Origin of the sequence: Actinoplanes campanulatus (assembly GCF_014647795.1) — a bacterium.
Lineage (GTDB): Bacteria > Actinomycetota > Actinomycetes > Mycobacteriales > Micromonosporaceae > Actinoplanes > Actinoplanes campanulatus.
Window position 1 is genome coordinate 221,536 of the sequence record NZ_BMPW01000005.1, and the last position, 24,568, is coordinate 246,103.

Annotated in this window: 20 protein-coding genes; 10 read left to right on the forward strand and 10 right to left on the reverse strand. The window is 70.3% G+C overall.

Annotation, left to right across the window (positions count from 1 at the left end; genetic code table 11):
- From IEZ13_RS11820 to IEZ13_RS11840, 5 genes are all read left to right on the forward strand, one after another.
- Nucleotides 1-1,032, forward strand: coding sequence for an aldo/keto reductase (locus tag IEZ13_RS11820; RefSeq protein ID WP_372441864.1), 1,032 nt, complete (start codon nt 1-3; stop codon nt 1,030-1,032).
- Nucleotides 1,033-1,105: 73 nt separating this feature from the next.
- Nucleotides 1,106-2,170: an LLM class flavin-dependent oxidoreductase gene (locus tag IEZ13_RS11825; RefSeq protein ID WP_183221199.1), complete on the forward strand. Its 1,065-nt coding sequence runs from the start codon at nt 1,106-1,108 to the stop codon at nt 2,168-2,170.
- 57 nt (nt 2,171-2,227) lie between these two features.
- Nucleotides 2,228-3,049, forward strand: a complete 822-nt coding sequence (nadE, locus tag IEZ13_RS11830; RefSeq protein ID WP_183221201.1) for an ammonia-dependent NAD(+) synthetase — start codon at nt 2,228-2,230, stop codon at nt 3,047-3,049.
- Between the two features lie 55 nt (nt 3,050-3,104).
- Nucleotides 3,105-4,508 carry a GGDEF domain-containing protein gene (locus IEZ13_RS11835; RefSeq protein WP_189285740.1) on the forward strand — a complete coding sequence of 468 codons (1,404 nt, stop codon included), beginning with the start codon at nt 3,105-3,107 and terminating at the stop codon, nt 4,506-4,508.
- Between the two features lie 49 nt (nt 4,509-4,557).
- Complete coding sequence (locus tag IEZ13_RS11840; RefSeq protein ID WP_229794632.1) at nt 4,558-5,256, forward strand: FKBP-type peptidyl-prolyl cis-trans isomerase; 699 nt, start codon at nt 4,558-4,560, stop codon at nt 5,254-5,256.
- A 46-nt stretch (nt 5,257-5,302) separates the two neighbouring features.
- On the opposite strand, the gene IEZ13_RS11845 is transcribed toward IEZ13_RS11840, so the two are convergent.
- The 3 genes from IEZ13_RS11845 to IEZ13_RS11855 form a co-directional block, all read right to left on the reverse strand.
- Complete coding sequence (locus tag IEZ13_RS11845; protein WP_183221208.1) at nt 5,303-6,202, reverse strand: polysaccharide deacetylase family protein; 900 nt, start codon at nt 6,200-6,202, stop codon at nt 5,303-5,305.
- Between the two features lie 370 nt (nt 6,203-6,572).
- Nucleotides 6,573-7,790, reverse strand: coding sequence for a serine hydrolase domain-containing protein (locus tag IEZ13_RS11850; RefSeq protein ID WP_183221210.1), 1,218 nt, complete (start codon nt 7,788-7,790; stop codon nt 6,573-6,575).
- 69 nt (nt 7,791-7,859) lie between these two features.
- A complete protein-coding gene (locus IEZ13_RS11855; RefSeq protein WP_183221212.1) occupies nt 7,860-9,059 on the reverse strand; it encodes a cytochrome P450 in 1,200 nt (399 codons plus the stop codon).
- A 137-nt stretch (nt 9,060-9,196) separates the two neighbouring features.
- On the opposite strand from IEZ13_RS11855, the gene IEZ13_RS11860 reads away from it, so the two are divergent.
- Nucleotides 9,197-11,173 (forward strand): cellulase family glycosylhydrolase, encoded by a 1,977-nt coding sequence (locus tag IEZ13_RS11860; RefSeq protein WP_183221214.1) that lies wholly within the window; start codon nt 9,197-9,199, stop codon nt 11,171-11,173.
- 965 nt (nt 11,174-12,138) lie between these two features.
- On the opposite strand, the gene IEZ13_RS11865 is transcribed toward IEZ13_RS11860, so the two are convergent.
- Nucleotides 12,139-13,365: a multidrug effflux MFS transporter gene (locus IEZ13_RS11865; protein WP_229794633.1), complete on the reverse strand. Its 1,227-nt coding sequence runs from the start codon at nt 13,363-13,365 to the stop codon at nt 12,139-12,141.
- A 225-nt stretch (nt 13,366-13,590) separates the two neighbouring features.
- Between IEZ13_RS11865 and IEZ13_RS11870 the strand changes: the two genes are divergently transcribed.
- Nucleotides 13,591-14,418 (forward strand): hypothetical protein, encoded by an 828-nt coding sequence (locus IEZ13_RS11870; protein WP_183221216.1) that lies wholly within the window; start codon nt 13,591-13,593, stop codon nt 14,416-14,418.
- A gap of 46 nt (nt 14,419-14,464) precedes the next feature.
- Here the strand turns inward: IEZ13_RS11870 and pflA are convergent, their stop codons facing one another.
- The 5 genes from pflA to IEZ13_RS11895 all read right to left on the reverse strand — a co-directional run bounded on the left by pflA (nt 14,465) and on the right by IEZ13_RS11895 (nt 22,081).
- On the reverse strand, nt 14,465-15,289 hold the full coding sequence (gene pflA / locus IEZ13_RS11875) for a pyruvate formate-lyase-activating protein (RefSeq protein ID WP_183221218.1): 825 nt from the start codon (nt 15,287-15,289) through the stop codon (nt 14,465-14,467).
- Nucleotides 15,286-17,532: a formate C-acetyltransferase gene (pflB, locus tag IEZ13_RS11880; RefSeq protein ID WP_183221220.1), complete on the reverse strand. Its 2,247-nt coding sequence runs from the start codon at nt 17,530-17,532 to the stop codon at nt 15,286-15,288. Before pflB ends, pflA begins: the two co-directional genes overlap by 4 nt.
- A gap of 69 nt (nt 17,533-17,601) precedes the next feature.
- Nucleotides 17,602-20,226 (reverse strand): bifunctional acetaldehyde-CoA/alcohol dehydrogenase, encoded by a 2,625-nt coding sequence (adhE, locus tag IEZ13_RS11885; protein ID WP_183221222.1) that lies wholly within the window; start codon nt 20,224-20,226, stop codon nt 17,602-17,604.
- A 215-nt stretch (nt 20,227-20,441) separates the two neighbouring features.
- Complete coding sequence (locus IEZ13_RS11890; RefSeq protein WP_183221224.1) at nt 20,442-21,578, reverse strand: hypothetical protein; 1,137 nt, start codon at nt 21,576-21,578, stop codon at nt 20,442-20,444.
- Nucleotides 21,575-22,081: a SigE family RNA polymerase sigma factor gene (locus IEZ13_RS11895; RefSeq protein WP_183221226.1), complete on the reverse strand. Its 507-nt coding sequence runs from the start codon at nt 22,079-22,081 to the stop codon at nt 21,575-21,577. The genes IEZ13_RS11890 and IEZ13_RS11895 overlap by 4 nt, the downstream gene beginning before the upstream one ends.
- 85 nt (nt 22,082-22,166) lie before the next feature.
- Between IEZ13_RS11895 and IEZ13_RS11900 the strand changes: the two genes are divergently transcribed.
- Nucleotides 22,167-22,658, forward strand: a complete 492-nt coding sequence (locus IEZ13_RS11900; RefSeq protein ID WP_183221228.1) for a phosphatase domain-containing protein — start codon at nt 22,167-22,169, stop codon at nt 22,656-22,658.
- A 118-nt stretch (nt 22,659-22,776) separates the two neighbouring features.
- The gene (locus IEZ13_RS11905; protein ID WP_183221230.1) at nt 22,777-23,079 is read left to right on the forward strand and encodes a hypothetical protein; all 303 of its coding nucleotides are present in this window, start codon (nt 22,777-22,779) and stop codon (nt 23,077-23,079) included.
- A gap of 72 nt (nt 23,080-23,151) precedes the next feature.
- Here IEZ13_RS11905 and IEZ13_RS11910 read toward each other — a convergent pair whose 3' ends face one another.
- Complete coding sequence (locus IEZ13_RS11910) at nt 23,152-23,571, reverse strand: PLD nuclease N-terminal domain-containing protein (RefSeq protein WP_183221231.1); 420 nt, start codon at nt 23,569-23,571, stop codon at nt 23,152-23,154.
- A 125-nt stretch (nt 23,572-23,696) separates the two neighbouring features.
- Here IEZ13_RS11910 and IEZ13_RS11915 point away from each other — a divergent pair, with 125 nt between their 5' ends.
- A complete protein-coding gene (locus IEZ13_RS11915; RefSeq protein WP_229794634.1) occupies nt 23,697-24,524 on the forward strand; it encodes a rhamnogalacturonan acetylesterase in 828 nt (275 codons plus the stop codon).
- Nucleotides 24,525-24,568: the final 44 nt, after the last annotated feature.

The following is a 24,568-nucleotide window of genomic DNA, read 5'->3' on the forward strand; positions in this document are numbered from 1 at the left end:
ATTCCCCTGCGGCCGTTCGGGCGTACCGGCGTCAAGGTCAGCGCGCTGGCGCTGGGCACCATGATGTTCGGCGAACGCGGCAACCCCGACCACCACGACAGCATCCGGATCATTCACCGGGCCCTGGACGCCGGCATCAACCTGGTCGACACCGCCGACGTCTACAGCCAGGGCGAATCCGAGGAGATCGTCGGCAAGGCGCTGAAGAACCGGCGCGACGACGTCTTCCTGGCCACCAAGTTCCACGGCCGGATCGGCACCGACGCGAACCACTTCGGCAACTCCCGCCGGTGGATCATCCGCGAGGTGGAGCACAGCCTGCGCCGGCTGCGCACCGACCACATCGACCTCTACCAGGTGCACCGCCCGGAGGAGGACACCGACTTCGACGAGACCCTGGGCGCCCTGTCCGACCTCGTCCACCAGGGCAAGATCCGCTACATCGGCACGTCCACATTCGAGCCGTCGGCGATCGTCGAGGGCCAGTGGATCGCCGAGAAGCGCGGCCGGGAGCGTGTCGTCTCCGAACAGCCGCCCTACTCGATCCTGGCCCGCGGCATCGAACGCGAGGTCCTGCCGATCGCCCAGAAATACGGCCTCGCCGTCATCCCGTGGAGCCCGCTGGCCGGCGGCTGGCTGTCCGGCAGGTTCCGGGCGGGCGCCCCGCAACCCGCCACCAGCCGCGGCGGCCGCCAGCCCGGCCGGTTCGAGATCAGCGCGCCGGAGAACGCCGGCAAGCTCGCCGCCGTCGAGGCCCTCGCACTGCTGGCCGAACAGTCCGGCCTGTCCCTGATCCATCTGGCGCTCGGCTTCGTCCTCGAGCACCCGGCCGTCACCGCGCCGATCATCGGCCCGCGCACGCTGGAACAGCTGGAGGACCAGCTCGGGGCGGCCCAGGTGCGGTTGAGCCGGGACGTGCTCGACGAGATCGACAAGATCGTGCCGCCCGGCGTCACGCTGTCCGCCCGTGACCAGGGCTACCAGCCGCCGTCGGTGACCGATCCGGCCCGCCGCCGCCGGAGCGCGACATGAGCGAGCTTGCGAGCGAATCATCAGACACAGTCTTGAACTCATGGCGGCGCCGGAGCGAAGCGGAGGTGACGACATGAGCGCGACGTTTCTCTGGTACATCCCGAACACCGTCGATCCCGGGCATCGCGGCGACGACGCGGTCGACGGCTACGGCACCCTCGACCACAGCGTCGACCTGGCCGTCACCGCGGAACGGCACGGCTGGTCCGGCGCGCTGATCGGCACCGGCTGGGGGCGGCCGGACACGTTCACGGTCGCCACCGCGCTCGCCGCCCGGACCACCACGTTCCGGCCACTCGCCGCGATCCGGCCCGGCTACTGGCGGCCCGCACACTTCGCCAGCGCGGCCGCCACCCTCGACCGGCTGTCCGGCGGCCGCCTGCTGATCAACATCGTGAGCGGGCAGGACAACCTCGCCGCCTACGGCGACATCGAGGTCGATCAGGCCACGAGGTACGCGCGGACCCGGGAGTTCATGCGCATCGCGCGGCGACTCTGGACCGAGGAGAACGTGACGTACGCGGGTGAGCACTTCAGCGTCACGAATGCCACTGTCGTGCCCCGCCCGTACCGGAATGGTCCTCGCCTCTATTTCGGTGGCGCGTCAGCCGCCGCCGAGAAGGTCGCCGCGACCGAGGCCGACGTCCAGCTCTTCTGGGGTGAGCCGCTGGACGGCGTCGCCGAGCGCATCGACCGGCTCCGCACGCTCAGCGGCGACCTGGACCGGGATCTGCCGCCGCTGGAGTTCGGGCTGCGGATCACCACCCTGGTCCGGGACACCACCGAGCAGGCCTGGCACGACGCCGAGGAGAAGGTCGCCGAGATGGCGGGCCGCTCCGGCAGCACCGAGTTGCTGCGCCGCGCCGCGGTCGGCCAGCAGCGGCTGCTCGACCTGGCCGACCGTGGTGAGGTGCTGGACAGCTGCCTCTACACGGCGCCCGGCCGGTACGGCGGAGGCGGCGCCGGGACGACCTGGCTGGTCGGTTCCGCCGACGACGTGGCCGCGGCCCTGCGAAAGTACGCCGACCTGGGCATCAGCCACTTCGTCCTGTCCGACACGCCGTACCGGCGGGAGACCGCCCGGGTGGGCGACGCGCTCATCCACCGGCTGCGCGAACCGGTCCCGGCGGCCACCTGATCCACCCCGGCGTGGAGTCCGCGGCGGCCCGGACTCCACGCCAGTACAGTGCGGAAGATGACGAACCTGCGCAAACAGATCGTGGCCGAGTTCGGCGTGAATGCGTCGATCACACCCGCGGACGAAATCCGGGAACGCGTGGGCTTCCTCAAGGACTACCTCCGGTCGACGCCCTCCACCGGCTTCGTGCTGGGCATCAGCGGCGGGCAGGACAGCACGCTGGCCGGGAAGCTGTGCCAGTTCGCGTGCGAGCAGCTGCGCGCGGAAGGCCACGACGCCACGTTCGTCGCGGTGCGGCTGCCGTACGGCGTACAGGCCGACGAGCACGACGCGCGGATCGCGCTCGACCACATCGGCCCGGACCGGTTGATCGAGGTGAACGTCAAACCGGGCGCCGACGCGGTGTCCGGTGCCGTGGCCGCCGGCTTCGAGCCGTTGCGCGACTTCGTCCGCGGCAACGTCAAGGCCCGCGAGCGCATGATCATCCAGTACGCGATCGCCGGGCAGCTGAACATGCTCGTCGTCGGCACCGACCACGCCGCCGAGGCGGTGACCGGCTTCTTCACCAAGCACGGCGACGGCGGTGCCGACGTCACCCCGCTGGCCGGCCTGACCAAACGGCAGGGCGGCGCCCTCCTGCGTGAACTGGGCGCGCCGCCGAGCACGTGGCAGAAGGTGCCGATCGCCGACCTCGAGGACGACCGGCCCGGGCTGCCCGACGAGGCGGCGCTCGGGCTCACCTACGACGAGATCGACGACTACCTGGAGGGCGCGGACGTCACCCCGGAGGCGGCGGGCCGGATCGAATCGCTCTACCTCGCCACCCGCCACAAGCGGGCCCTGCCGGTCACTCCGCTCGACCACTGGTGGCGCCCCTGACCCGCACGATCCGCTTCCTCAACCCGGGCTCGGCCCGGCCGATAGGCGGGGCGTGTTGACGCTACGTCTGTACGTCGCGCTGGCCGGCCTCGCGGTGGTGACCTACCCGGCCTGGCCGGCGCAGCAGCGTGGCTGGGTGCTTCTGGCGGTCTGCCTCAGCCCGCTGCCGGCCCTGGTGACGGGCCTGCGCCGCACCGCGCCGGGGGCGGCGCGGGTGGCCTGGTGGTTGCTGCTGGCCGGGACCGTCGTCTACGGCATCGGCAACGCCGTCTGGGCATGGCGGCTGACAGACGCCGGACGGGCCGTCGCCGACGCCGACAACGTGGTCAGGGTCACCATGACAATGGGCGGCGGGCTGACCCTCGCGGCATCGCTGACCGTGGTGCTGCGACGCGGACGCGCGGACATCGGCGGGATCATCGATTCGGTGATCGCCGCCATCGGGCTCAGCGGCGTGCTCTGGAGCATCGTTCTGCTGCCGGCGATGACCGCTGACGGCCTGTCGACCGGCCAGCAGATCATCCGGTTCCTGAACGTCTTCCTCCTGGCCGGCACGCTGGGCGGGATGCTGCGGGTCTCCCTCGCGCCCTATCGACCGTCGGCACCGGTGATGTTGCTCTGCGCGTCCGGCGCATTCGCGCTGGCCCAGAACGTGTCTACCGTGATCGGTGCCGACTGGCAGAACATCCCCTACATGGCGGCGTTCGTCGCGGTCGGCGGCGCGGCGCTGCATCCGTCGATGGCACAGATGACCGCGCCGGGTCCGACCCCTGTCGACGACCTGAGCACCGGCCGGTTGGTCTTCCTCGGCATCATGCTCGCGATCGCCCCTGTCATCGGCGGCGCCCGGGAACTGCTGGGCCTGTCCTCCGACGGTGTGCTGCTGGTGATCTCGTCGGCCGTCATGATCCCACTGGTCATGGCGCGGATCGCCCGGCTCTCCCGCGCCCGTCGAGCGGCCGAGACCGCCTTGCACCGGCTGGCCACCTCCGACTCGCTGACCGGACTGCCCAACCGCGCCGCCTGCGTCGAGCGGATCACCCGGGAACTCGCCGCCGGGCCGGACGATCTGGCCGTGCTGTTCTGCGACCTGGACGGCTTCAAGCCGGTGAACGACCGTCTCGGCCACGCCGCCGGAGACGCGCTGCTCATCGGCGTGGCCGAACACTTACGAGCCCGTCTGCGGAACGAGGATCTGGTCGGCCGATTCGGCGGCGACGAATTCGTGATCGTCTGCCGTGGCCCCGGAGCTGCCGACGCGATGGTCGACCGGGTCCGGACGCTGGCCGCCCGGTCGTTCGCCGTCGGTGGCGAGCAGGTACGCATCGGCGTCAGCGTGGGCGTCGCCATCGCCCGGCCGCACGACACCACCGACGCCATCCTCACCCGCGCCGACCTCGCGATGTATGAGGCCAAGAAGCGCAAGAAGGTCGGTGTCATCAGCGTGGCCTCGGCATAGCGGCGCCGCGCGGTCGGCCGCGCACAGCAAGCTGTCGTATTGTCGGGCGGTGCCTGAATCCCTACCGAGCCGCGGTAGTGCGGCTGTCAAAGCCGCCGCCCCCGGCCCGTCCCGCAAGAGCGGACCGCCGCTGAAGACCAAGGCCGAGAAGCGGGCCGAGGCCAAGGTCGCCAAAGCGCGCGCCCGGGCGAAGCGCAAACGCCGTGAGATCCTGTCGGTGGCCGGCGCCGCGGTGGGCGTGCTGGCTCTCATCGTCGGGCTGATCGTGTGGATCGGCAGCACATCGTCGCCGTCGTCGTCCCCCACCGCGAGCACGAGCACCGACGCCGGCGTGAGTGCCGCCGACACCACCACCCCGGCGTTCCCGCCGCTGCCCCCGGGCGCAGACCCCGCGCTGGGCACGAAGCCGTCGGTGGCCAAGGGCACCGGCGCCGTCACCGAACTCAAGTCGGCCACCCTCGTCGAGGGCACGGGCGCGGCGGTCCAGTCGGGTCAGACGGTCGACGTGAACTACGTCGGCGTGACCTACGCCGACGGCAAGGAGTTCGACTCGTCCTGGAGCCGGTCCGAGCCGTTCAGCTTCCAGGTCGGGGCGGGCAAGGTCATCAAGGGCTGGGACCAGGGCCTGCTCGGGGCGAAGGTGGGCAGCCGGGTGCAGCTCGACATCCCGGCCGACCTCGCCTACGGCGAGAACGGCCAGCCGGCCGGCACGCTGCGATTCGTCGTCGACGTCCTGGCCGCCTCCTGACCCTGGTCACCGAGCGAGTCCGGCGCCCACCCGGCCGGGCTCGCTCTCAGCCGCCGGCCGACGCGCGACGGGGTTTTCCCGGGTTGAGCCGGTCGGCGTGGAGCGAGGGTTGTGCGGACGGTGCGGGCCGCGCCGGCATGTAGTCCTCGAGCAGCGCCGGGGTGAGCCCCGCCCGGTGGATGGCCTTGAGGGCGGCGACGAAGTCGTCGCGGAAGGCCTCGCGGAAGTGCATCAGGATGATGTCGCCCGGCTGGACCCGCTTACCCTCCTGGTAGCGGACCTTGCCCTTGTGCACGGTCTCGGTCCACATGAACGCGGCCGTCATGCCGCAGTCCTTGGCCGCCCGCAGCGTGGTGCCGTCCTTGTTGCCGAAGGGCGGCCGGAACAGGGTCGGCCGTTTCCCGAACCAGGCGCCCAGCTTGTCGGCCGAACCGCAGATCTCGCGGCGCTGGAAGTCGTAGGAGCGGCCGCGCAGGTTGGGGTGGGTGACGGTGTGGGCCTCGATGGTGGCCCCGGCGTCGAGCATGGGCTTGAAGTAGCCGGGGTCGTCCTTGACGGCGTCGGTCGTCAGGAAGAGCGTGACCGGCACGCCCGCGGCCGCGATCAGCTCCTGGCCCTCGGGCAGTTTGAGGTAGCCGTCGTCGATGGTCAGGAACGCGACCTTCTGCGTGGTGGGGATCCGCCGCAGATACTCCACCCTGTCGCCGGCCGGCAGGGTGATGGGCTGCGGTTCCGGGGCGGGCGCGAAGTCGGGGATGCCGTAGCGTGCGCGCTGGGCCGACCGGGTGGACTCGAGGGTCGGAGCGGCCGGGCTCGCCGGCGACGTGCTGGGGGCGGCGGTCGCTGAGGACGGTGTGACCGGCGGGGTCGGACCGGTGGAGCAGGCGGCCAGCAGCGCGGCCATGCCGGCCGCGGTTATCGCACGAAAAGTCCTCGTGTTCCCCATCCGCGCGATTCTCGCGGCCCCGATGTGAAGCCGGGGTCAAGCCCCCTCGGGTTGAGTTGTCGGTCACCTGCCGTTGGTGTGACGTACATCTCAAAGCAACCTTTTCGCCATCCGTCCGCCCAGGTCAGCGCCACTCATGACGCCGACCTCGGCCAACTGGCGGACAATCTGTTCACTCTTCTCCCCTAGTCTCGCAACCAGTTCGAACGAGTATCGGACCGCTCACTTTGCGTGAGCCCTGCGCTGGATGGGAGGCATCATGGCGAAGGACAAGAAGAAGGACAAGAAAGATAAAAAGGGCAAGAAGAGCAAGAAGAAGTAGTGTCGCGGCGTCTCGCCGGGGCGAACCCGGCGAGACGCCGCGGTGAGGTCAGCCACCCGCACCACCGCCGCCGGTCGCGACACCGGTGATCGCCTGCGTCTCCTGGGCGATGAGGTCCATCAGCGACACCCCGTCGGCGTCACGGTTCACGAGGATGACGCCCACCCAGCCGGTGTCCGGGTAGATGCTCCAGTTGGCGCCGACCCCGGGATTGCCACCGGCCCGCTGCAACGACCGCTGGCCGCCGACGATGTCGATCACCGTCCCGTAGGACCCGAACGACGACGGCCCGTGCGGGATCTTCGCCGAGGTGAACACGTCGGCCCACGGCCGGTCGAGCACCGTACCGTCGCCGAGGGCCTGCGCGAACCGGACCAGATCCGGCGCGCTGGCGAAGCCACCGTCACCGGGCGCGTCGACGAAGGCGCGGCCCGGGTTCTTTCCGAGCACATACGGGTACGGGCTGCCCAGCTCCAGATGACGCAGCGCGTCCACCACCCGCCCACCGTCCACCCGCATGTACGGATGGGCGACGTCGGCCCGGGTCAGCCACCGCGGCCGGGTGTGGAACGCCGCCCCGGTCATCCCGCACCGCCGGAAGATGTTCTCCTCGACGTAGTCCCAGTACGGCCGCCCGCTCACCGCCTCCACGATCAGCGCCGGAATGGTGGTCTCCGCCTCCGCGTGGGTGGTGCTGGGAACGCCCGGCACACCCACCAGCCTCGCCCGCCGGACCCGCTGCTCGTGGTAGCGGCGCACCTCGTCACGGCTGCCGAAGACGCGGTGCACCTCCTCGGCCGGCATGTCCAGCCCGGAGGTGCCGGACAGCAGGTGGTGGACGGACACCTTCTCGGCGACGTCCGCGGCGAACCCGGTCAGGTGCTTCCCGACCGGGTCCGTCAGGTGCAGCCGCCCCTGCTGGGCCAGTTGCAGGATGGCCACCGCGTGGAACGGCTTGCCCGCCGAACTGAGGGTGAACGCGGTCCCCTCGTGGTTACGGATCCCCCGCTCCTGATCGGCCCAGCCGTAGGCGCGTGACAGCACGGTCCGGCCCCGGTGCGACAGCAGCACCACGCCGGAGAATCTCCCCTCGGCGGCCAGCCCCGCCACGTACCGGTCGTAGGCGCCGCCGGGCCGAGTGTCCGGCGGGATCCGCCCCGCGGGCCCGGCGTGGGCGGATCCGGTGCGCACGAACGGCGCGCCGGCCGCCACGCCGGCCCAGGTCATCACGCACCGCCGGTCGATGCCACGTCTCGAAGTGTCCATGTGTCCACTCAAGACGTACGCCTGTTGCGGTGCCGTATGCGCTTTTCGATACGCCCGCGATAGATCGGGTCAGAACGTGACCTGCAGGGAGACGAGCCGGTGGCCGAACGGCGGGGTCGGTTGCCGGTCCGGGGTCTCGTAGGCGGGGCGCAGGTCCGGGCAGCGGTCGAGCAGGATCCGCAGGCACTCGTCGGTCTCCATCCGGGCGAGCGCGGCACCCAGGCAGTAGTAGGTGCCCATGCCGAAGGCGAGGTGCCGGTTGCGTTCGCGGGTGATGTCGAAGACGTCCGGGTCCGCGAAGACGGCCGGGTCGCGGTTGGCGGCCATCAGCGCGAGGTAGACGTGCTGCCCGGCCGGGACGGTGTGGCCGGCCAGTTCGACGGGTTCGGTGGCGATGCGGCCGATGACGCCGGCCGGGCCGCCGCAGCGCAGCATCTCCTCGACGGCGGAGGGCATCAGGTCCGGATCCCGGCGGAGCCGGTCGAACTGGTCAGGGTGGTCGAAGAGCAGCACGAGCCCGTTGGCGATCAGGTTGGCGGTGGTCTCGTGGCCGGCGAAGAGCAGCAGGACGCAGTTGGCGACCGCCTCGTCCTCGGTGACGATGCCCTCGGCCTCGGCGGCCATGAACATGCTCAGCACGTCCTCGCGGGGCGCACGGCGCCGGTCGGCGGCGAGGACCCGCAGATAGTCGTGGAATTCGAGCATGCTGCGCTGGGCCTCGCGCAGTTGCTGCACGTCGCCGTTGCCGAAGATCGGCAGGATGTCGCGGGACCAGGCCTGGAGTTGCTCGCGGTCGCTGACCGGCATGCCGAGCAGTTCGGCGATCACGTTGGCGGGCAGCGGGTAGGCCAGGTCGTGGACCACGTCCATCTGGCCCTTCTCGGCGACGGCGTCGAGCAGTTCGTGGGTGAACGCGCGCACCCGGGGCCGGAGCCGGTCGACCATCGCCGGGGTGAAGTAGCGCTTGAGCAGCTGCTGGAAGCGGACGTGGTCGGCGGGAACGGTGTGGCCCATCCACATCTCGACAGCCCCGCGGACCGGGCCGAGTTCCTCGTGCTGGAGAGCGCGGGCCATGTTGGCGCTGTCCATGCGCTTGTCCCGCAGGGCGGCGTTGACGTCGGCGTACCGGGTCAGCAGGTAGGCGTCGAGCGGGGGCAGCCAGGCGAGCGGGCTTTCGGTCTGGATCCGGCGCAGAAAGCCGGTGGGATTCGCCATCGCCTCGGGAGTGAACGGGTCGTAGTCCTGCACTGTCGCGGCATGGTCACTCATGGTGCCGATTCTGGCCGAATTATGTGATCGTCATCTATCCTGACTTTCTTAAACTCGCTAACTTTGCTGGTTGACCGACTGGGAGCGTGGCCATACGGTGACATCGATCACACTCGATGCACACCGGGAGAACGCGCATGAGGAGTCGCATCGTCGCCGTGGTGGCGGCCGTGCTCGGTTCGCTCGCCGCGACCGCACCGGCCGCCGCGGCGCCGGAATCGCCATCGGCCGGGTTCGTGGTGCGGGACGGCCACCGGCTCGAGCTGAACGGGAAGTCGTTCCGGTTCGGCGGGACGAACAACTACTACCTGTTCTACAAGAGCCGGGCGATGGTCGACGACGTGTTCGCCGACGCCCGGGCCGCCGACCTCACCGTGCTGCGCACCTGGGCGTTCGGTCTGATCGGCAACGCCGACGGCAGCAACTCGGTGGCGCCCGCCCCCGAGGGCGTCTACTTCCAGTACTGGGACGGCGAGAAGCCCGCCTTCAACGATGGCCCGAACGGCCTCGAACGCCTGGACTACGTCATCGACGCGGCCCGCCGCAACGGCATCAAGCTCGTGCTGCCGCTCACCAACAACTGGTCCGACTTCGGCGGCATCGATCAATATGTACGCTGGCGTGGCGGTCAACATCATGACGACTTCTACACGGATCCCGTCATCAAGGGCTGGTACCGCGACTACATCGATCACGTGTTGAACCGCGTCAACACGATCACCGGGGTCAAGTACAAGGACGACCCGACGATCATGACGTGGGAGCTGGGCAACGAGCCGCGCTGCAAGGGCTCGGGCGTCTACCCGCAGAGCTCCGGCTGCACCACCCAGACGATCACCGCATGGGCCGACGAGATGTCCCGGCACATCAAGAGCATCGACTCCAAGCACCTGGCCAGCGTGGGTGACGAGGGCTTCTTCTGCGACGGGCCGGACGCCCCGGACTGGATCGACAACTGCGGCGAGGGCATCGACACCATCGCGCTGACCAGACTGCCGGCCATCGACGTGATGTCCTACCACCTCTACCCGGACGGCTGGGGCAACCGCACCGCGCAGTGGGGCTCGGACTACATCACCCGGCACAACCGGGCGGCCCGCGAACTGGGCAAGGCCTCGATGCTGGGCGAGTTCGGCTGGAAGAACAAGAACACCCGCAACCCGGTCTACCAGCAGTGGATGAGCGACTTCACCCGTACCGGTGGAAGTGGTTCCCTGTACTGGATCCTGTCCGGATCGCAGGACGACGGCACGCTGTACCCGGACTACGACGGCTTCACCGTCTACTGCCCGAGCCCGGTGTGCACGACCATTACCAACGCCTCCCACGAGATCGCGTCAGGACAGCGGTCACTGCCGCCGGTCGCCGACCACGACACCGCGGTGACCGAGTTCGACACCCCGGTCACGCTGCGGCCGACCGCGAACGACATCGCCTACCGCACCAAGGTCCAGCCGGCGAGCATCGACCTGGATCCGGCCACGCCGCAGCGCCAGACGACCCGGACGGTCACCGGCGGGACGTTCACGGCGACCGTCTCCGGCGACCTCACCTTCACCCCCGACACCGGGTACGTGGGACGCGTGGCCGTCTCCTACACGGTCAAGGACCAGGCCGGCCGGACGTCGAACGTGGCGACCGTGACGGTGACCGTGAAGCCCGATCCGGCCGCGGTGGCGGTGCTCGCCTCGTTCGAGACCGGCACCGAGGGCTGGGCGTCCGCACCGTGGCAGGCCAACGGCGGCACCGTCGAGCAGACCACCGCGTTCGCCACGCACGGCATCCACGGCCTGCGGGTCAACGCGGCCGACGGCGGATGGTTCGGCGTCACCTTCGCCGAACCGGTCGACCTGTCCACCCGGACCGCGCTCAAGTACGACCTGCGGACGAGCCCGACGGCCGGCACCAACGCGGCGATCGCGGTGCAGACCGGTTCCGGGCTCGCCTGGTGCCAGTCGAACTTCACCTGGGTCAACCAGGACTCGACCACGACCGCGACCATCGACCTGCTGTCCGCGATGTCGTGTGACAGCGCGGCGCTGGCCGACGTCCGCATCCTGTGGATCTACATCAACCCCGGCACCGTCGACATCGACCACGTCCGGGCCGAATGATCCAGCGCCTGTCCCGGACGGGGAGCCCAGCCCTCACCTTCCGGGACAGGCGCCACAGAACCTTCGCGGTCGAGGTCCGAGTGTCACTTCCAGCTCCTTCCTTCTTGTACGCATGTCCTCGTCCCCGCCTGATCAGGGCCCGCCCGGTCGGCGCGATCTTGCTGCCCACTGCGGCCTGTGCCGCCCGCGCCGGGCGTAGATCGGTCGGACACCTTCGCATGTGCCGCCGGTCGCGCCGGGTGGGTGGTCGCGGTGGCGCTTGCCAGGCACCCGGGATGGTGTTCCCGGCCGTCACGCCGCTCCCTCCGGGCGAGTGGTCGCGGTCATGCTTCCCAGGCAACCGGGCGCCACTCCCGGCCGTCACGCCGCTCGCGCCACGCGGGTGGTGGCGCTTGATGCGGTCGCGCCACGGGGAGCCCGCCGGGAATCACTCACCGTGACCGTGATCTTGGGTGCATGAGGTTGCGTGGTATACCCGTGCTGTCCTGGCCACCCCTATCCTCCACAAGAGCCGGTGAACCGGGTCCCTCGCTCACGCGGAGTTCCGGCCGGCCGGGGTTTCGGCGGTGAACGCACACGAAAGCCGCCACGTGGGCGACCATCGCCGCGATAGCGACGTAGGCGACCACGACACTGCCGCCGTGTGCACCCACCCTGGTGCAAGCGCGACCACCCGCACCGGGCGACCGGCGCTCCGGTAGAGGGCAACCCGGGAGCCTGGCCGGCAACACCGCCACCGCCCGCCCAGCGTGACCGAAACGGCCGGGAGCGGCGGCAGACGGGAGGGCGGCGACTGGACCGGCCTGCCCGGGCACCGATCTACGCCCGGCGGGCGCGGCAAAGGCCGGAGCGGGCAGCGAGATCGCGCCGACCGGACGGGACGGCCCTATCAAGCGGGGACGAGGACACGCGTACAAGAGAAAAGGAGCTGGAACCGAAACGCGGACCTCGACCACGGGAGATCTCTAGTGCACCAGGGCCGCCACCGGCTCCGGGGCGGCGGCCGGGAGCCGGTGTGGCCGCACCACCAGGAAGAACACCGCGGTGGCGGCCACCATGCCACCGGCCACGACGACGGCCATCGCGACCGCGCCGACGCCGAGGAGCCCGACCAGCGGGGCGGCCAGCGCACCGACCCCGAACTGGACCGCGCCGAGGAGCGCGGCCGCCGTGCCGGCCGCCTCGCCGTGCCGGGACAGGGCCAGCGCCGGGGCGTTCGGCATGGCCAGGCCGACCGTGGCGAGAACCAGGCCGAGCGGCACGAGAATGCCGGCCAGGCCGCCGAACCCGGTGACCGCGGTCAGGACCAGCACCGCGCCGGATCCGACGCCGGCCAGCAGCGCGACGCTCATGATCTGCTGCGGTGTCCAGTGCAGCAGCAGCCGCACGTTGAACTGGGTCGCCCCGATCAGGCCGATCGCGCCACCGGCGAAGATCAGCGCGAACTGCTGCTCGCTGAGGTCGTAGCCGTCCTGGAAGACGTACGAGGACCCGCTCACGTAGGCGAACAGCGCCGCCATCGCGAGCCCGGCCACCAGGATCAGTCCCACGTACACCCGGTCGGTGAGCAGCCGGCCGTAGTCGCGGGCCGTGCCGGGCAGCCCCTCGTTGCGGCGCTTGGCGACCGGCAGCGTCTCCGGCAGCACCCACGCGGAAACCGCCATGATCGCGACCCCGGCGAGGGCCAGCACCACGAACACGCCGCGCCATGACGTCCAGTTCAGGACCAGGCCGCCGATGGTCGGCGCGAGCACCGGGGCGACGCCGATGACGAGCATGAGCCGGGAGAAGATCCGCGCCGCGTCGCGGTCGGAGAACAGGTCGCGCACCATCGCCATGGCCACCACCGACGCGGCGGCGGCGCCCAGGCCCTGGAGCACCCGCAGGATGCCGAGGGAGACCACGCCGGGGGCGACGACGCAGAGCGCCGAGGAGATCACGTGTACGGCGGTGCCGGCGAGAAGTGGGCGGCGGCGGCCGAACGCGTCGGAGAGCGGGCCGATCAGCAACTGGCCGAGCGCCAGGCCGGCCAGGGTGCCGGTGAGGGTGAGCTGCACGGCGGCGGCCGTGGTGGTCAGGTCGTCGGTGATGGCCGGAAGCGACGGCAGGTACATGTCGATGGTCAGCGGCCCGAGCGCGGAGAGGAGGCCGAGCACGAGAACGATCCGGAAGCGGCTCCGGGGCGGGGTCACAGGCACTTCTGCGACAAGTCGCGCCGCCGCTCGGATCTTCCGGCTCCCGGGATTCAGTAACGCCGGTCACGCGCACATCTTGCCGAAAACGTTTTCGTAAGGCAGCCTTGCCGCAGGCGATACGCATCGATTGGGGCTGATGCGTGTGGTCCGTCCGGTGATGTCCCATGCACGGAGCCGACCGGACGAAACCCATCCTCGCAGCACTGATTCCGTGGAGGTTCCGTGCGAACGAAACGCCTGGTCACACTGGTCGCCGCACTGCTGGCGATCATCCTCGTACCCACGTCGGCGAACGCCGCTCCCCCGACCTGGAGCCCGCCCGCCAACCTGGTCACGCCGCTGGCCCAGGTCTGGCAGCACCAGGAGCAGACCTACAACAACGGCAATCTGTACGGGTTCCGCAACTACGGCTGGGACCAGATCATGGCCAACCGTGGCTACATCAACTACTGCGTCCGCTGGGACTCGTCGGCGACCGTCACCGCCGCCCAGCGCGACCAGATCCACGCCGCGCTCGCCCGGCAGCACAAGAAGTGGATGGACGAACTGGTCGGGCACAACGCCTGGCCGTACGGTGACGTGCCGGTCCGCGTCGTCGGCTGGGCCGTGCGCAACCGCTCGCAGTTGCAGTGGTCCGACACGAGCGTGGCCATCTACGTCAACGACATCCGTGAGAACGCCCCGCAGTGCTCGGTGCCGTGCGGGCGGTTCTTCAACCAGAACGGCCAGTACCCGAACTGTCCCGGCGGCTACGCCCGCCACTACGACCAGTCGCTGTGGCTGACCGACGGCTTCGGCGGCGGCGCGGGCGGCGACTGGGGCCAGCGGATGGGCCGCGAGTACTTCATGAACAACATCAACACGGCGAACATGCACATCCTGCTGCACGAGATCGGCCATACGTGGGGTCTGGACGACTTCTACGACTGGACCCCGTCCGGCGTCAGCAACTTCATCATGCGCGCCGGCAGCTCCACCTCGATCACCGAGTTCGACGCGTGGATGCTGCGTGACTGGTGGCGGCACCTGAAGAGCCGCTACGGCTACTGAGACGGCGACGTCCCGGCCGGGTTGCCGCCCGGCCGGGACCGTTCGCTCAGGCGGTGGTCACCCACAGGCCGCGGCGGGTGAAGTGCTCGGCCGCCGCGGCCAGCTGCTCGGCGGTCGGCGGGACGGTGTCCGGCAGTGGGTAGCGCAACCCCAGCTCGCGGTACTTGGCGACGCCGAGCCGGTGGTAGCTGAGGATGTCGACCTGCTCGATGATGCCGCCGTCGTCCACCGAACCCCAGCGGGCGGCGTACTCGGCGACGCCGTCGATGTTGGCCGGGTCGTCGGTCAGCCCCGGCACCAGCACGAACCGGATCCGGGCGCGGTTGCCGCGGGCGGCCAGCCGGTCGCCGAAGACGATGGTCGGGTGCAGGGCGACGCCGGTGAGTTTCCGGTACGTGTTCGGGTCGCTGGACTTGACGTCCAGCAGCACCAGGTCGGTGTCGTCGAGCAGCTGGTCGGTGGCGCGGGCGCCGAGGAACCCGGCGGTGTCCAGCGCCGTGTGCATCCCCTCCTCCTTGCAGCGGCGCAGGTACGCCTCGACGAAACGGTTCTGCAGCAGCGGCTCCCCGCCGGAGACCGTCACCCCGCCGCCGGCCGCCTGGATGAACCCCCGGAACGACAGCATCTTGGCGACCAGGTCGCTGAGTGTGACCTGCTGACCGTTACGGCCCTCCCAGGTGTCCGGGTTGTGGCAGTACAGGCAGCGCAGGTGGCAGCCGGCGAAGAACGTGACGAACCGGGTGCCCGGGCCGTCCGCCGCGGTGACGACGTCCCACGAGTGCACCGACGCGACCGGCTCTCCGGGCGCCGGGTGCGCCCCGGCCGGGGTGATGCCCAGGTCGGGACGCTGGATGACGACCTTTCCGGTCACAGCGCGCCGTGGAAGGTGCGGGAGATGACGTCGCGCTGCTGCTCCTCGGTGAGCCGCACGAAGTTGACCGCGTACCCGGAGACCCGGATGGTCAGCTGCGGGTAGTTCTCCGGATGGGCCATCGCGTCCTCCAGGGTGTCCCGGTTCAGCACGTTGACGTTCATGTGGAAGCCGTCGACCGTCGAGTAGCCGTCCAGCACGCCGACCAGGTTGCGGACCCGTTCCTCGCGGCTGTTGCCGAGGCCGTTCGGGGTGACCGTGGTGGTCAGCGAGATGCCGTCCAGGGCGTCCCCGTACGGCAGCTTCGCCACCGACAGCGCGGCCGCGACCATGCCGTGCGAGTCCCGGCTGTTCATCGGGTTCGCGCCGGGGGCGAACGGCTGACCGGCCCGCCGCCCGTCCGGGGTGTTGCCGGTGTGCTTGCCGTAGACGACGTTCGAGGTGATCGTCAGCACCGACTGGGTGTGCACCGCCCCGCGGTAGGTCGGGTGCTTGCGGATCTTCGCCATGAACGTCTCGACCAGGCCGGCGGCGATCAGGTCGGCCCGGTCGTCGTTGTTGCCGTACGTCGGGAACTCGCCGTCGACGGTGTAGTCCACGATCAGGCCGCGCTCGTCGCGGACCGGCCGGACCGCCGTGTGCTTGATCGCCGACAGCGAGTCGGCGGCCACCGACAGACCGGCGATGCCGCACGCCAGGGTGCGCAGGACGTCGGTGTCGTGCAGCGCCATCTCGATGCGCTCGTACGCGTACCGGTCGTGCATGTAGTGAATGATGTTGAGCGCGTTGACGTAGGTGGCGGCCAGCCACTCCATCATCACGTCGAACCGCTCGGTCACCTGCCCGTAGTCGAGCACGTCGCCGTCCAGCGGCGGCAGCTGCGGGCCGACCTGGGCGCCGGAGATCTCGTCACGGCCGCCGTTGATCGCGTACAGCAGGGTCTTGGCCAGATTGACGCGGGCGCCGAAGAACTGCATCTGCTTGCCGACCGCCATCGCCGACACGCAGCAGGCGATCGCGGTGTCGTCGCCGAACTGGGGCCGCATCAGCTCGTCGTTCTCGTACTGGATGGCACTGGTGTCGATGGAGACCCGCGAGCAGAAGTCCTTGAAGCCCTGCGGCAGCTTCGGTGACCAGAACACGGTCAGGTTCGGCTCCGGCGCCGGGCCCAGGTTGTAGAGCGTCTGGAGGTAGCGGAAACTGGTCCGGGTCACCAGCGGCCGCCCGTCGGAGCCGATCCCGCCGATCGACTCGGTCACCCAGGTGGGGTCGCCGGAGAACAGCTCGTCGTACTCGGGGGTACGCAGGAACCGCACGATGCGCAGCTTGATGACGAAGTCGTCGACCAGCTCCTGCGCCTGCTCCTCGGTGAGCACGCCATCGGCGATGTCGCGCTGCAGGTAGATGTCGATGAACGTGGCGGTCCGGCCGAGCGACATGGCCGCGCCGTTCTGCTCCTTCACCGCGGCCAGGTAGGCGAAGTACAGCCACTGGATCGCCTCGCGGCCGGTGGTGGCGGGCGCGGAGATGTCGTAGCCGTAGCCGGCGGCCATCTCCTTCAGCTCGCCGAGGGCGCGGATCTGCTCGGACAGCTCCTCCCGGCGGCGGATCGTCTCCTCGGTCATCGCCCCGATGGCGCACGCGTCCTTGTCGGCCTTCTTCGCGGCGATCAGCGCGTCCACGCCGTAGAGGGCGACCCGCCGGTAGTCACCGATGATCCGGCCACGGCCGTACGCGTCGGGCAGGCCGGTGATGATGTGCGAGCGGCGGGCCGCCAGGATGTCCGGGGTGTAGGCGTCGAACACGCCGGCGTTGTGGGTCTTGCGGTACTTGGTGAAGATCTCCGCCACCCGCGGGTCGGGCGCGTACCCGTACGCCTTGAGGCCGCCCTCCACCATCCGCCAGCCGCCGTTCGGGATGATCGCGCGGCGTAGCGGAGCGTCGGTCTGCAACCCGACGATCAGCTCGTTGGCCTCGTCGATGTAGCCCGGCTTGTGGCTGGTGATCGTCGACGGGGTGACCGCGTCGACGTCGTAGATCCCGCGCTCGCGCTCGGCCGGGAACATGTCGGTCAGCCGCTGCCAGACGCCACGGGTACGGTCGGTCGGCCCCGCCAGGAACGAGGAGTCACCGGTGTACGGCTCGTAGTTCGCCTGAATGAAGTCACGCACGGCGATACCGGTGCGCCAGTCGTCACCGACGAATCCTCGCCACGCGTCAAGGCGGGTCACGGTTGTGCTCATCTCGGTCCTCCCGTCTCGGTGCGGTCCTCATTAAGGAAGTTCGGCGGGGACCGCACCGCCCTGAGCGCCTCAGCCCTGCTGGTAGTAGGCGGCCCGCATCAGTTCCTGCATGTCGTCGAGCATCGGCATCCGCGGATTGGCCGGGGCGCACTGGTCCTCGTACGCGTTGAGCGCCTGCTGCGGCAGCGACGCCAGGAACGCCTGCTCGTCGACGCCGAGCCGGGCGAACGACGGCTCGATGCCGACCGCCGTCCGCAGCCGCTCCACCGCGGAGGCCAGCGCCTCCACCGCCGCATCCGGATTCCCGTCGTGGGCCGACAGCCCGAGCATCGCGGCGATCTCGGCGAGCCGCTGCGGCGCCCGGTAGTTCTCGTACTTCGGCCAGCCGGACAGCTTCGACGGGGCGCTGCCGTTGTACCGGATCACGTGCGGCAACAACACCGCATTGGTACGCCCGTGCGCGATGTGGAAGGTGGCGCCCAGCGTGTGCGACATGGCGTGCACGATCCCGAGGAACGCGCTGCCGAACGCCATGCCGGCGACCGTGCCCGCGTTGTGCATCCGCTCGCGGGCGTCCGGGTCGCCGTGCAGCACCGACTTCTCGATGTTGGCGAAGATCAGGCGGATGGCGTGCAGGGCGAGACCGTCGGTGAAGTCGTTGGCGTACACCGACACGTACGCCTCGATCGCGTGGGTGAGCGCGTCGAAGCCGCTGTCGGCGGCGATCGGCCGCGGCATGCTGGCCGTCAGCGCCGGATCCACGATAGCGACCGTGGGGGTGAGCGCGTAGTCGGCCAGCGGGTACTTCTTGCCGGTGCGGTGGTCGGTGATGACCGCGAACGGGGTGACCTCCGCGCCGGTGCCCGAGGTGGTCGGCACGCACACCAGGCGGGCCTTCTCGCCCAGCGTCGGGAACCGGAACGCCCGCTTGCGGATGTCGAAGAACTTCTCCCGCATGTCCGAGAAGTTGATCTCCGGGTGCTCGTACTTCAGCCACATCACCTTCGCCGCGTCCATGGCCGAGCCGCCGCCGAGCGCGATGATCGTGTCCGGCCGGAACGAGCGCATCAACTCGGCGCCGCGGTCGACCGTGGTCATCCGGGGCTCCGGCTCCACGTCGTCGATGATCTGGAGAACCGCCTGGTTGGGCCGCCGCTGGAGCACCCGGCTGATCCGGTCGACGAAGCCCAGCCGGGTCATCGTCGCGTCGGTCACCACGGTCACCCGGTTCACGTCCGGCATGTCGGCGAGATAGCGGATCGCGTACGGCTCGAAATAGATCTTCGACGGCACCTTGAACCACTGCATGTTGTTGTTGCGCCGCCCGATCCGCTTGATGTTGATCAGGTTGACCGCCGACACGTTGTTCGACACCGAGTTGCTGCCGTAACTACCGCAGCCCAGCGTCAGCGACGGCACGAACGCGTTGTACATGTCGCCGATGCCGCCCTGCGACGACGGCGAATTCCAGATCACCCGCACCGCTTTGACCCGCTTGCCGAACTCCACGACCAGATCCCGGTCCTCGGTGTGGATGGCGGCGCTGTGCCCGAGCCCGTGGAACTCCACCATCTCGGTGGCCGCCCGCAGCCCCTCCTCCCGGGAGCCGACCCGGATCAGGGCCAGTACCGGGCACAGCTTCTCCCTGGTCAGCGGCTCGTTCTCGCCCACCTCGCCGACCTCGGTGAGAATGACCGACGTCTTCGGCGGCACGCTGAAACCGGCCTTCTCGGCGATCCACGCCGGCGACTTCCCCACCACGTCCGCGTTCAGGCGGGCGCCGCTGCACGCCGTCCCGTAGGCGGTCACGCCGAAGATGAACTCCTCCAGCATCCGCTTCTCGTCCGGCGAGGCCAGATAGGCGTGCAGCGAGCGGAACTCGTCGAGCGCGGCGTCGTAGATCTCGTCGTCGACGATGGCGGCCTGCTCGGAGGCGCAGATCATGCCGTTGTCGAACGACTTCGACAGCACGATGTCGTTGACCGCCCGCTTGAGCTTCGCCGACGACTCGATCCAGGCCGGCACGTTGCCGGCGCCGACGCCCAGGGCGGGTTTGCCGGTCGAGTACGCCGCCCGCACCATGTTGTTGCCACCGGTCGCCAGGATCGTGGCGATCCCCGGGTGATGCATGAGCGCGGTCGTCGCCTCCACCGACGGCCGGTCGATCCACTGGATGCAGTTCTCCGGCGCGCCCGCGGCCACCGCCGCGTCCCGGACGATCCGCGCGGCCTCGACGCTGCACCGCTGGGCCGCCGGATGGAACGCGAACACGATCGGATTGCGGGTCTTGAGCGCCAGCAGCGCCTTGAAGATCGCCGTCGACGTCGGGTTGGTGACCGGGGTGATGCCGGCGACCACCCCCACCGGGTCGGCGATCTCGATCAGGCCGGTGATGTCGTCCTCACTGATCACGCCCACCGTGCGCACCTTCGCCATGCTGTTGGTGACGTGCTCGCAGGCGAAGATGTTCTTGACCGCCTTGTCCTCGAAGACGCCGCGCCCGGTCTCCTCGACGGCGAATCTCGCGAGCGCGCCGTGCTTGCTGAGGGCGGCTACCGACGCCTTCTTGACGATGTGATCGATCCGCTCCTGGTCGAAGCCCTCGTAGTCGGTGAGTGCCTTGAGCCCGGCGGTGACCAGCGCGTCCACCATGATCGAGACGTCGGAGGGGGCACTCTGCTCGGTGTTGGTCATGATCGGATCCCTCGGTCGGTGACGGAGGTCTGCCGGGCCGCCGCCAACAGACTCACCTTCCGAGGATGGACCCGCCCACGTGCCCTGACCTGGGAAACGACGGATTCCGTTGGCCCCCGCGTGCCCGTTCGCCTCACCAGCCACACCGACCGGTTCCTGTCGATGCCGTCGCGGCGGGCCTCCCCCGTGGCGAGACCCGCCGCCGTGCGATCGTGTTACCTGCCGAGCCAATCGAGGCCGGCCGGCTCGACCACGGTCTGTTCCGCAATCCGCCGAAGGTCGTCGACGGTGAGCCCGGCGCCGCTGCCGACGAGGGTGAGCAGGCGGCCCCCACCGAGATCCACGACCAGGTAGAGCAGGCCCCTACCGGCCTCGTCGCTGCGCACCGGGATCCGCGCGGGGCGGCCGCCGACGGTCAGCTCGGTGCCACCGGGCGGCGCGTCGGTGGTGAGGCCGACCACGACGGACAGCTGCCCGGCCGCCTGGAGCCGGTCCTTCTTCGTCTCCTTCTGCTGCTTCTCCGAGTAGGTCACCGGCTGGTTCCTGACCGTCGAGAACTCGGCGCGCCACTGCGACGGTGACGGCCCGCTGACGGTCGTGCCGGTGATGATCCACCCGTCGGGCAGCCAGTTCAGGCGGGCCGGGACGCCGGTGACCCCGGTGTCCGGCCGCACCGAGCGGGCCATCCGCAGCAGATCGTTCCTGCTGATGTCCAGCTTGCTGGCGCTCAGCAACAGGACGGTGTTCTGGGCGGGGTGCCAGATCACCGAGGACTTGCGGTCGTTCTGTGCGGGCGAGTAGTAACCCTGGGCCCCGTTGACGTCGATCGGCTGACCACTGCGGTCGACGTCGGCGCCGGCCATCTCGGAGAAGACGGACAGCGACAACTCGGCGCCGGTCCACGGGTCGCCGATGCCGACGTTCTGTTTCCAGACCCGGCGCAGCACCGGGCCGAAGCCGTTGCCGGGGTCGGCGGCGCTGGCCGTCCGGATGTGCTCGGCGAATCCCGACGGCACCCAGGTGGGCTTGAAGCCGAGGTCCACCTCGGCGGCCACGGGTTCCTGCGCGGGCGCCGCCGGGGACGCCGACGCGGTGGCGGGCGCGGTGCCCGGGGCGGCCGGCTGCACGGTCGCGGCGACCCCGGTGTCGTCGCGCACGGCGAGCGAGGGCACGGCGATGGCGGCGGTGACGGCGGCCGCGGCCACGATCGCGCCGCCCAGCCCGTACCGTCGCTGCTTCTTGACCTGGGCCGTGCGCCGCGGCAAGGCCGCGCGGACCCGCTCGGCCGGTGGGGCCTGGTCGGCGCGCAGTTCCTGCGCGGCCCGGATGAGTTCCTCGATGTCCCTGGTCACGGCTTCTCCCCCGTGGTCACGAGCGGCGCGGGCAGGGCGTTCTGCAACGCGGCCAGCGCACGCATGAGATGGGTACGGACGGTGACCGTTCGGCATCCGAGTACCTCCGCGATCTGGTCGACCGCCAGGTCCTCGTAGAAGCGCAGCGCGATGACCGCACGCTGCCGGGGTGGCAGGGTGGCGATAAGGCGCAACATGGCGTCCCTCTCGTCACGTTGCACGCTGGGGTCGGGCGCCTCGGGCAGGTGCCCGGCCAGCGTGTCGGTGGCGAGCGGGATCGACTGAGCCGCCCGGCGCCGTCGCCAGGACAGGAACTCGTTGACCACCATGCGCTTCACATAGAGTTCCGGCGCGTCCATGCGGCTGATACGCGCCCAGCGTGCCTGCGCGCGGACCAGCACGTTCTGGGTGATGTCCTCGGCCAGGTGCGGATCCCACGTGACCACGGTCGCGTAGCGCACCAGGGTGCCGAGGCGGGCGGATACGAACTCTTCGAACGTCACAGCAGGGAAACGCCTCCACGGGCGCCGATTGATGACAGGCCACAGTATTCGCTGTGACGATCTCGGCTCGGCGTAGCATGCCCGGATGGTTGGGCAGCGGGTGAGGCCGCTGGCGGTCTTCGACGTGGACGGGGTGGTCGCCGACGTGCGGCACCGGCTGCGCCACGTGGCCCGCCGGCCGAAGAACTGGGCGGCATTTTTCGCGGCGGCCGCCCGGGACCGGCCACTCACGCCCGGTGTCGATCTGGTTCATGAGTACGCGCACGACCACGATCTCGTGTGGCTGACCGGGCGCCCGGAGCATCTGCGGGTGGTGACCGAGCGGTGGTTCGCCGAGCACGGCCTGCCGGAGGGGCGGTTGCTGATGCGCCCGGAGACGGATCGCCGGCCGGCCCGCGACTACAAGAGCGACCGGCTGCGGCGACTGGCGGCCGCGGCCACGATCGCGGTGGTCGTCGACGACGATCCGGCGGTGGTCACCCGGCTGAAACGGGACGGATTCCCGGTGCGGCTGGCCGACTGGGTGCCGTACGAGAGGTCGCTGCGGGAGGCCCAGGAGCGTCTCGGCCGCACGTGAGCTGTGGCCGTACAGATGCCTGGTTTATGTCCGTTTTGCACTTTGTGGGGGTTACGCGCAGAATGGACCGCGCCGCGACGTCCGCGGCAGCCGAACAGGCTATGAAAGGTGGCACCCGATGAGCACCCGAGGCACGGTTCGAGGCGGCCTGATCGTTCTCGCCCTGGCGGGAGGAGCGCTGGCGGCGAGCCCCGCGCTGGCATCCCCGCCGCCGCCGAACTGGCAGGGCGGCGCCGCCTCCGGCCCGCAGAACGTCCGCCCGCAGAACGCCAACCCGCAGAACGCCAACCCGCAGTCCGGCCCCGCCCCCGTCAAGTACGGCTACGACACGGGCGTGCTCCCCACGGCCAGCCGGGCCCTCGCCATCGCGAGCGTCCCCCGGCTGCGCTCGCTCGCCTGCGTCGACTGGGTCTGCGCCTGAATCGCACCACAGTCACACGACCGGACCGGCGGGCGCGCAGAACCCGAACTGCCGCCCGCCGGCCGCGCCGGGTCAGCCGGCCTGCTCACCACCCTCACGGCGGCGCAGCTCCTCCTCGCGGCGGCGCAGGTCGGCCTCCCAGTCCTTCATCAGCCGCTGATCCTCGGCCTTCTCCCTGGCGTGCCGGGCGGCGAGATCGCGCAGGAACTCCGGATCGTCGTCGGGAGCCCCCGAACGCCTCGGGCGCTCGCTCTCCGGGAAGCCGCTGCCGGGCCGCCAGGTGGTCCCGTTGCTCAGCCGGACCGGGCGCGGCGGGCGGCCGGCGACGAACCAGACGATCGCGCCGATCGGCGAGAACAGCAGGATGAGCAGCACCCAGACGACCCGCGGCAGCGCCCGGATCAGCGCCTCGTCGGTGGACAGGCAGTCGATCAGCGCGACGACGATGAGGATCAGATTTATCAGGGCGAACAACGAATAGACACGAATCACCCGGCGGATCATGCCAAATTCGGCGCGCGGCCGCCGCCCCGGCCCTCGGATCCCTCCACATTCACAGCTTCGACCTGCGGGAAAGCGCTTGCCCGAATCGACTGCGGTTGATTGAATGTGGCGCCATGACCATCGATCGCAGAATGTTGCTCCGCGCCACCGCAGGCGGCGCGATCGCCGGCGCCCTCGGAATCGCCGCACCGGCCGCCGCCGGGCGCCCGCGCCCCACCGTCTTCGTGGCCGGCGACTCGACGGCCGCCACCTATGCGGTCGCCGACCACCCCCGGGCCGGCTGGGGCCAGGCCCTGCCGGTGTTCCTGCGTGACGACATCCGGGTGGTGAACGAGGCGCTCTCCGGCGCCAGCTCGAAGAGCTTCGTCGACCTGGGACGGCTCGACCGGATCCTCGCCGCGATCGGCCCCGGCGACGTCCTGCTCATCTCGTTCGGCCACAACGACTCCAAGACGGCGGATCCGGCCAGGTACACCGAGCCGTGGACCACCTTCCAGGACTACCTGCGGCTCTACCTGGACGGGGCACGCGCGGCCCGGGCCACCCCGATCCTGGTCACCCCGGTGGAGCGGCGCCGGTTCACCGGGGAGGGGACGCCGTACCTGTCCCACGGCGAATACCCGGCGGCCATGCGGGATCTCGCCACCACGACCCGTACCCCGCTGATCGACCTGACCGACCTGTCGTTCGCCCTGTGGGGAGAACTGGGCCCGGAGGCGACCAAGGACCACTTCCTGTGGCTGGACGCGGGCGAGTCACCCAACTACCCGGACGGGGTCGTCGACAACACCCACTTCCAGGCCCACGGCGCGATCGAGGTCGCCCGCCTGGTCGTCGCCGCGAGCCGGCGCATCCCCGGCCGGGATCAGCGGGCGCTGTGCCGCACCGATATCCCGGACGACGTCCTGGTCTGGCCGCCCACCCGCCCCGCGGAGAGCTGACGGGGCCCGGCACCGCATCCATCGGCCGGGTCACCGTAGACCTC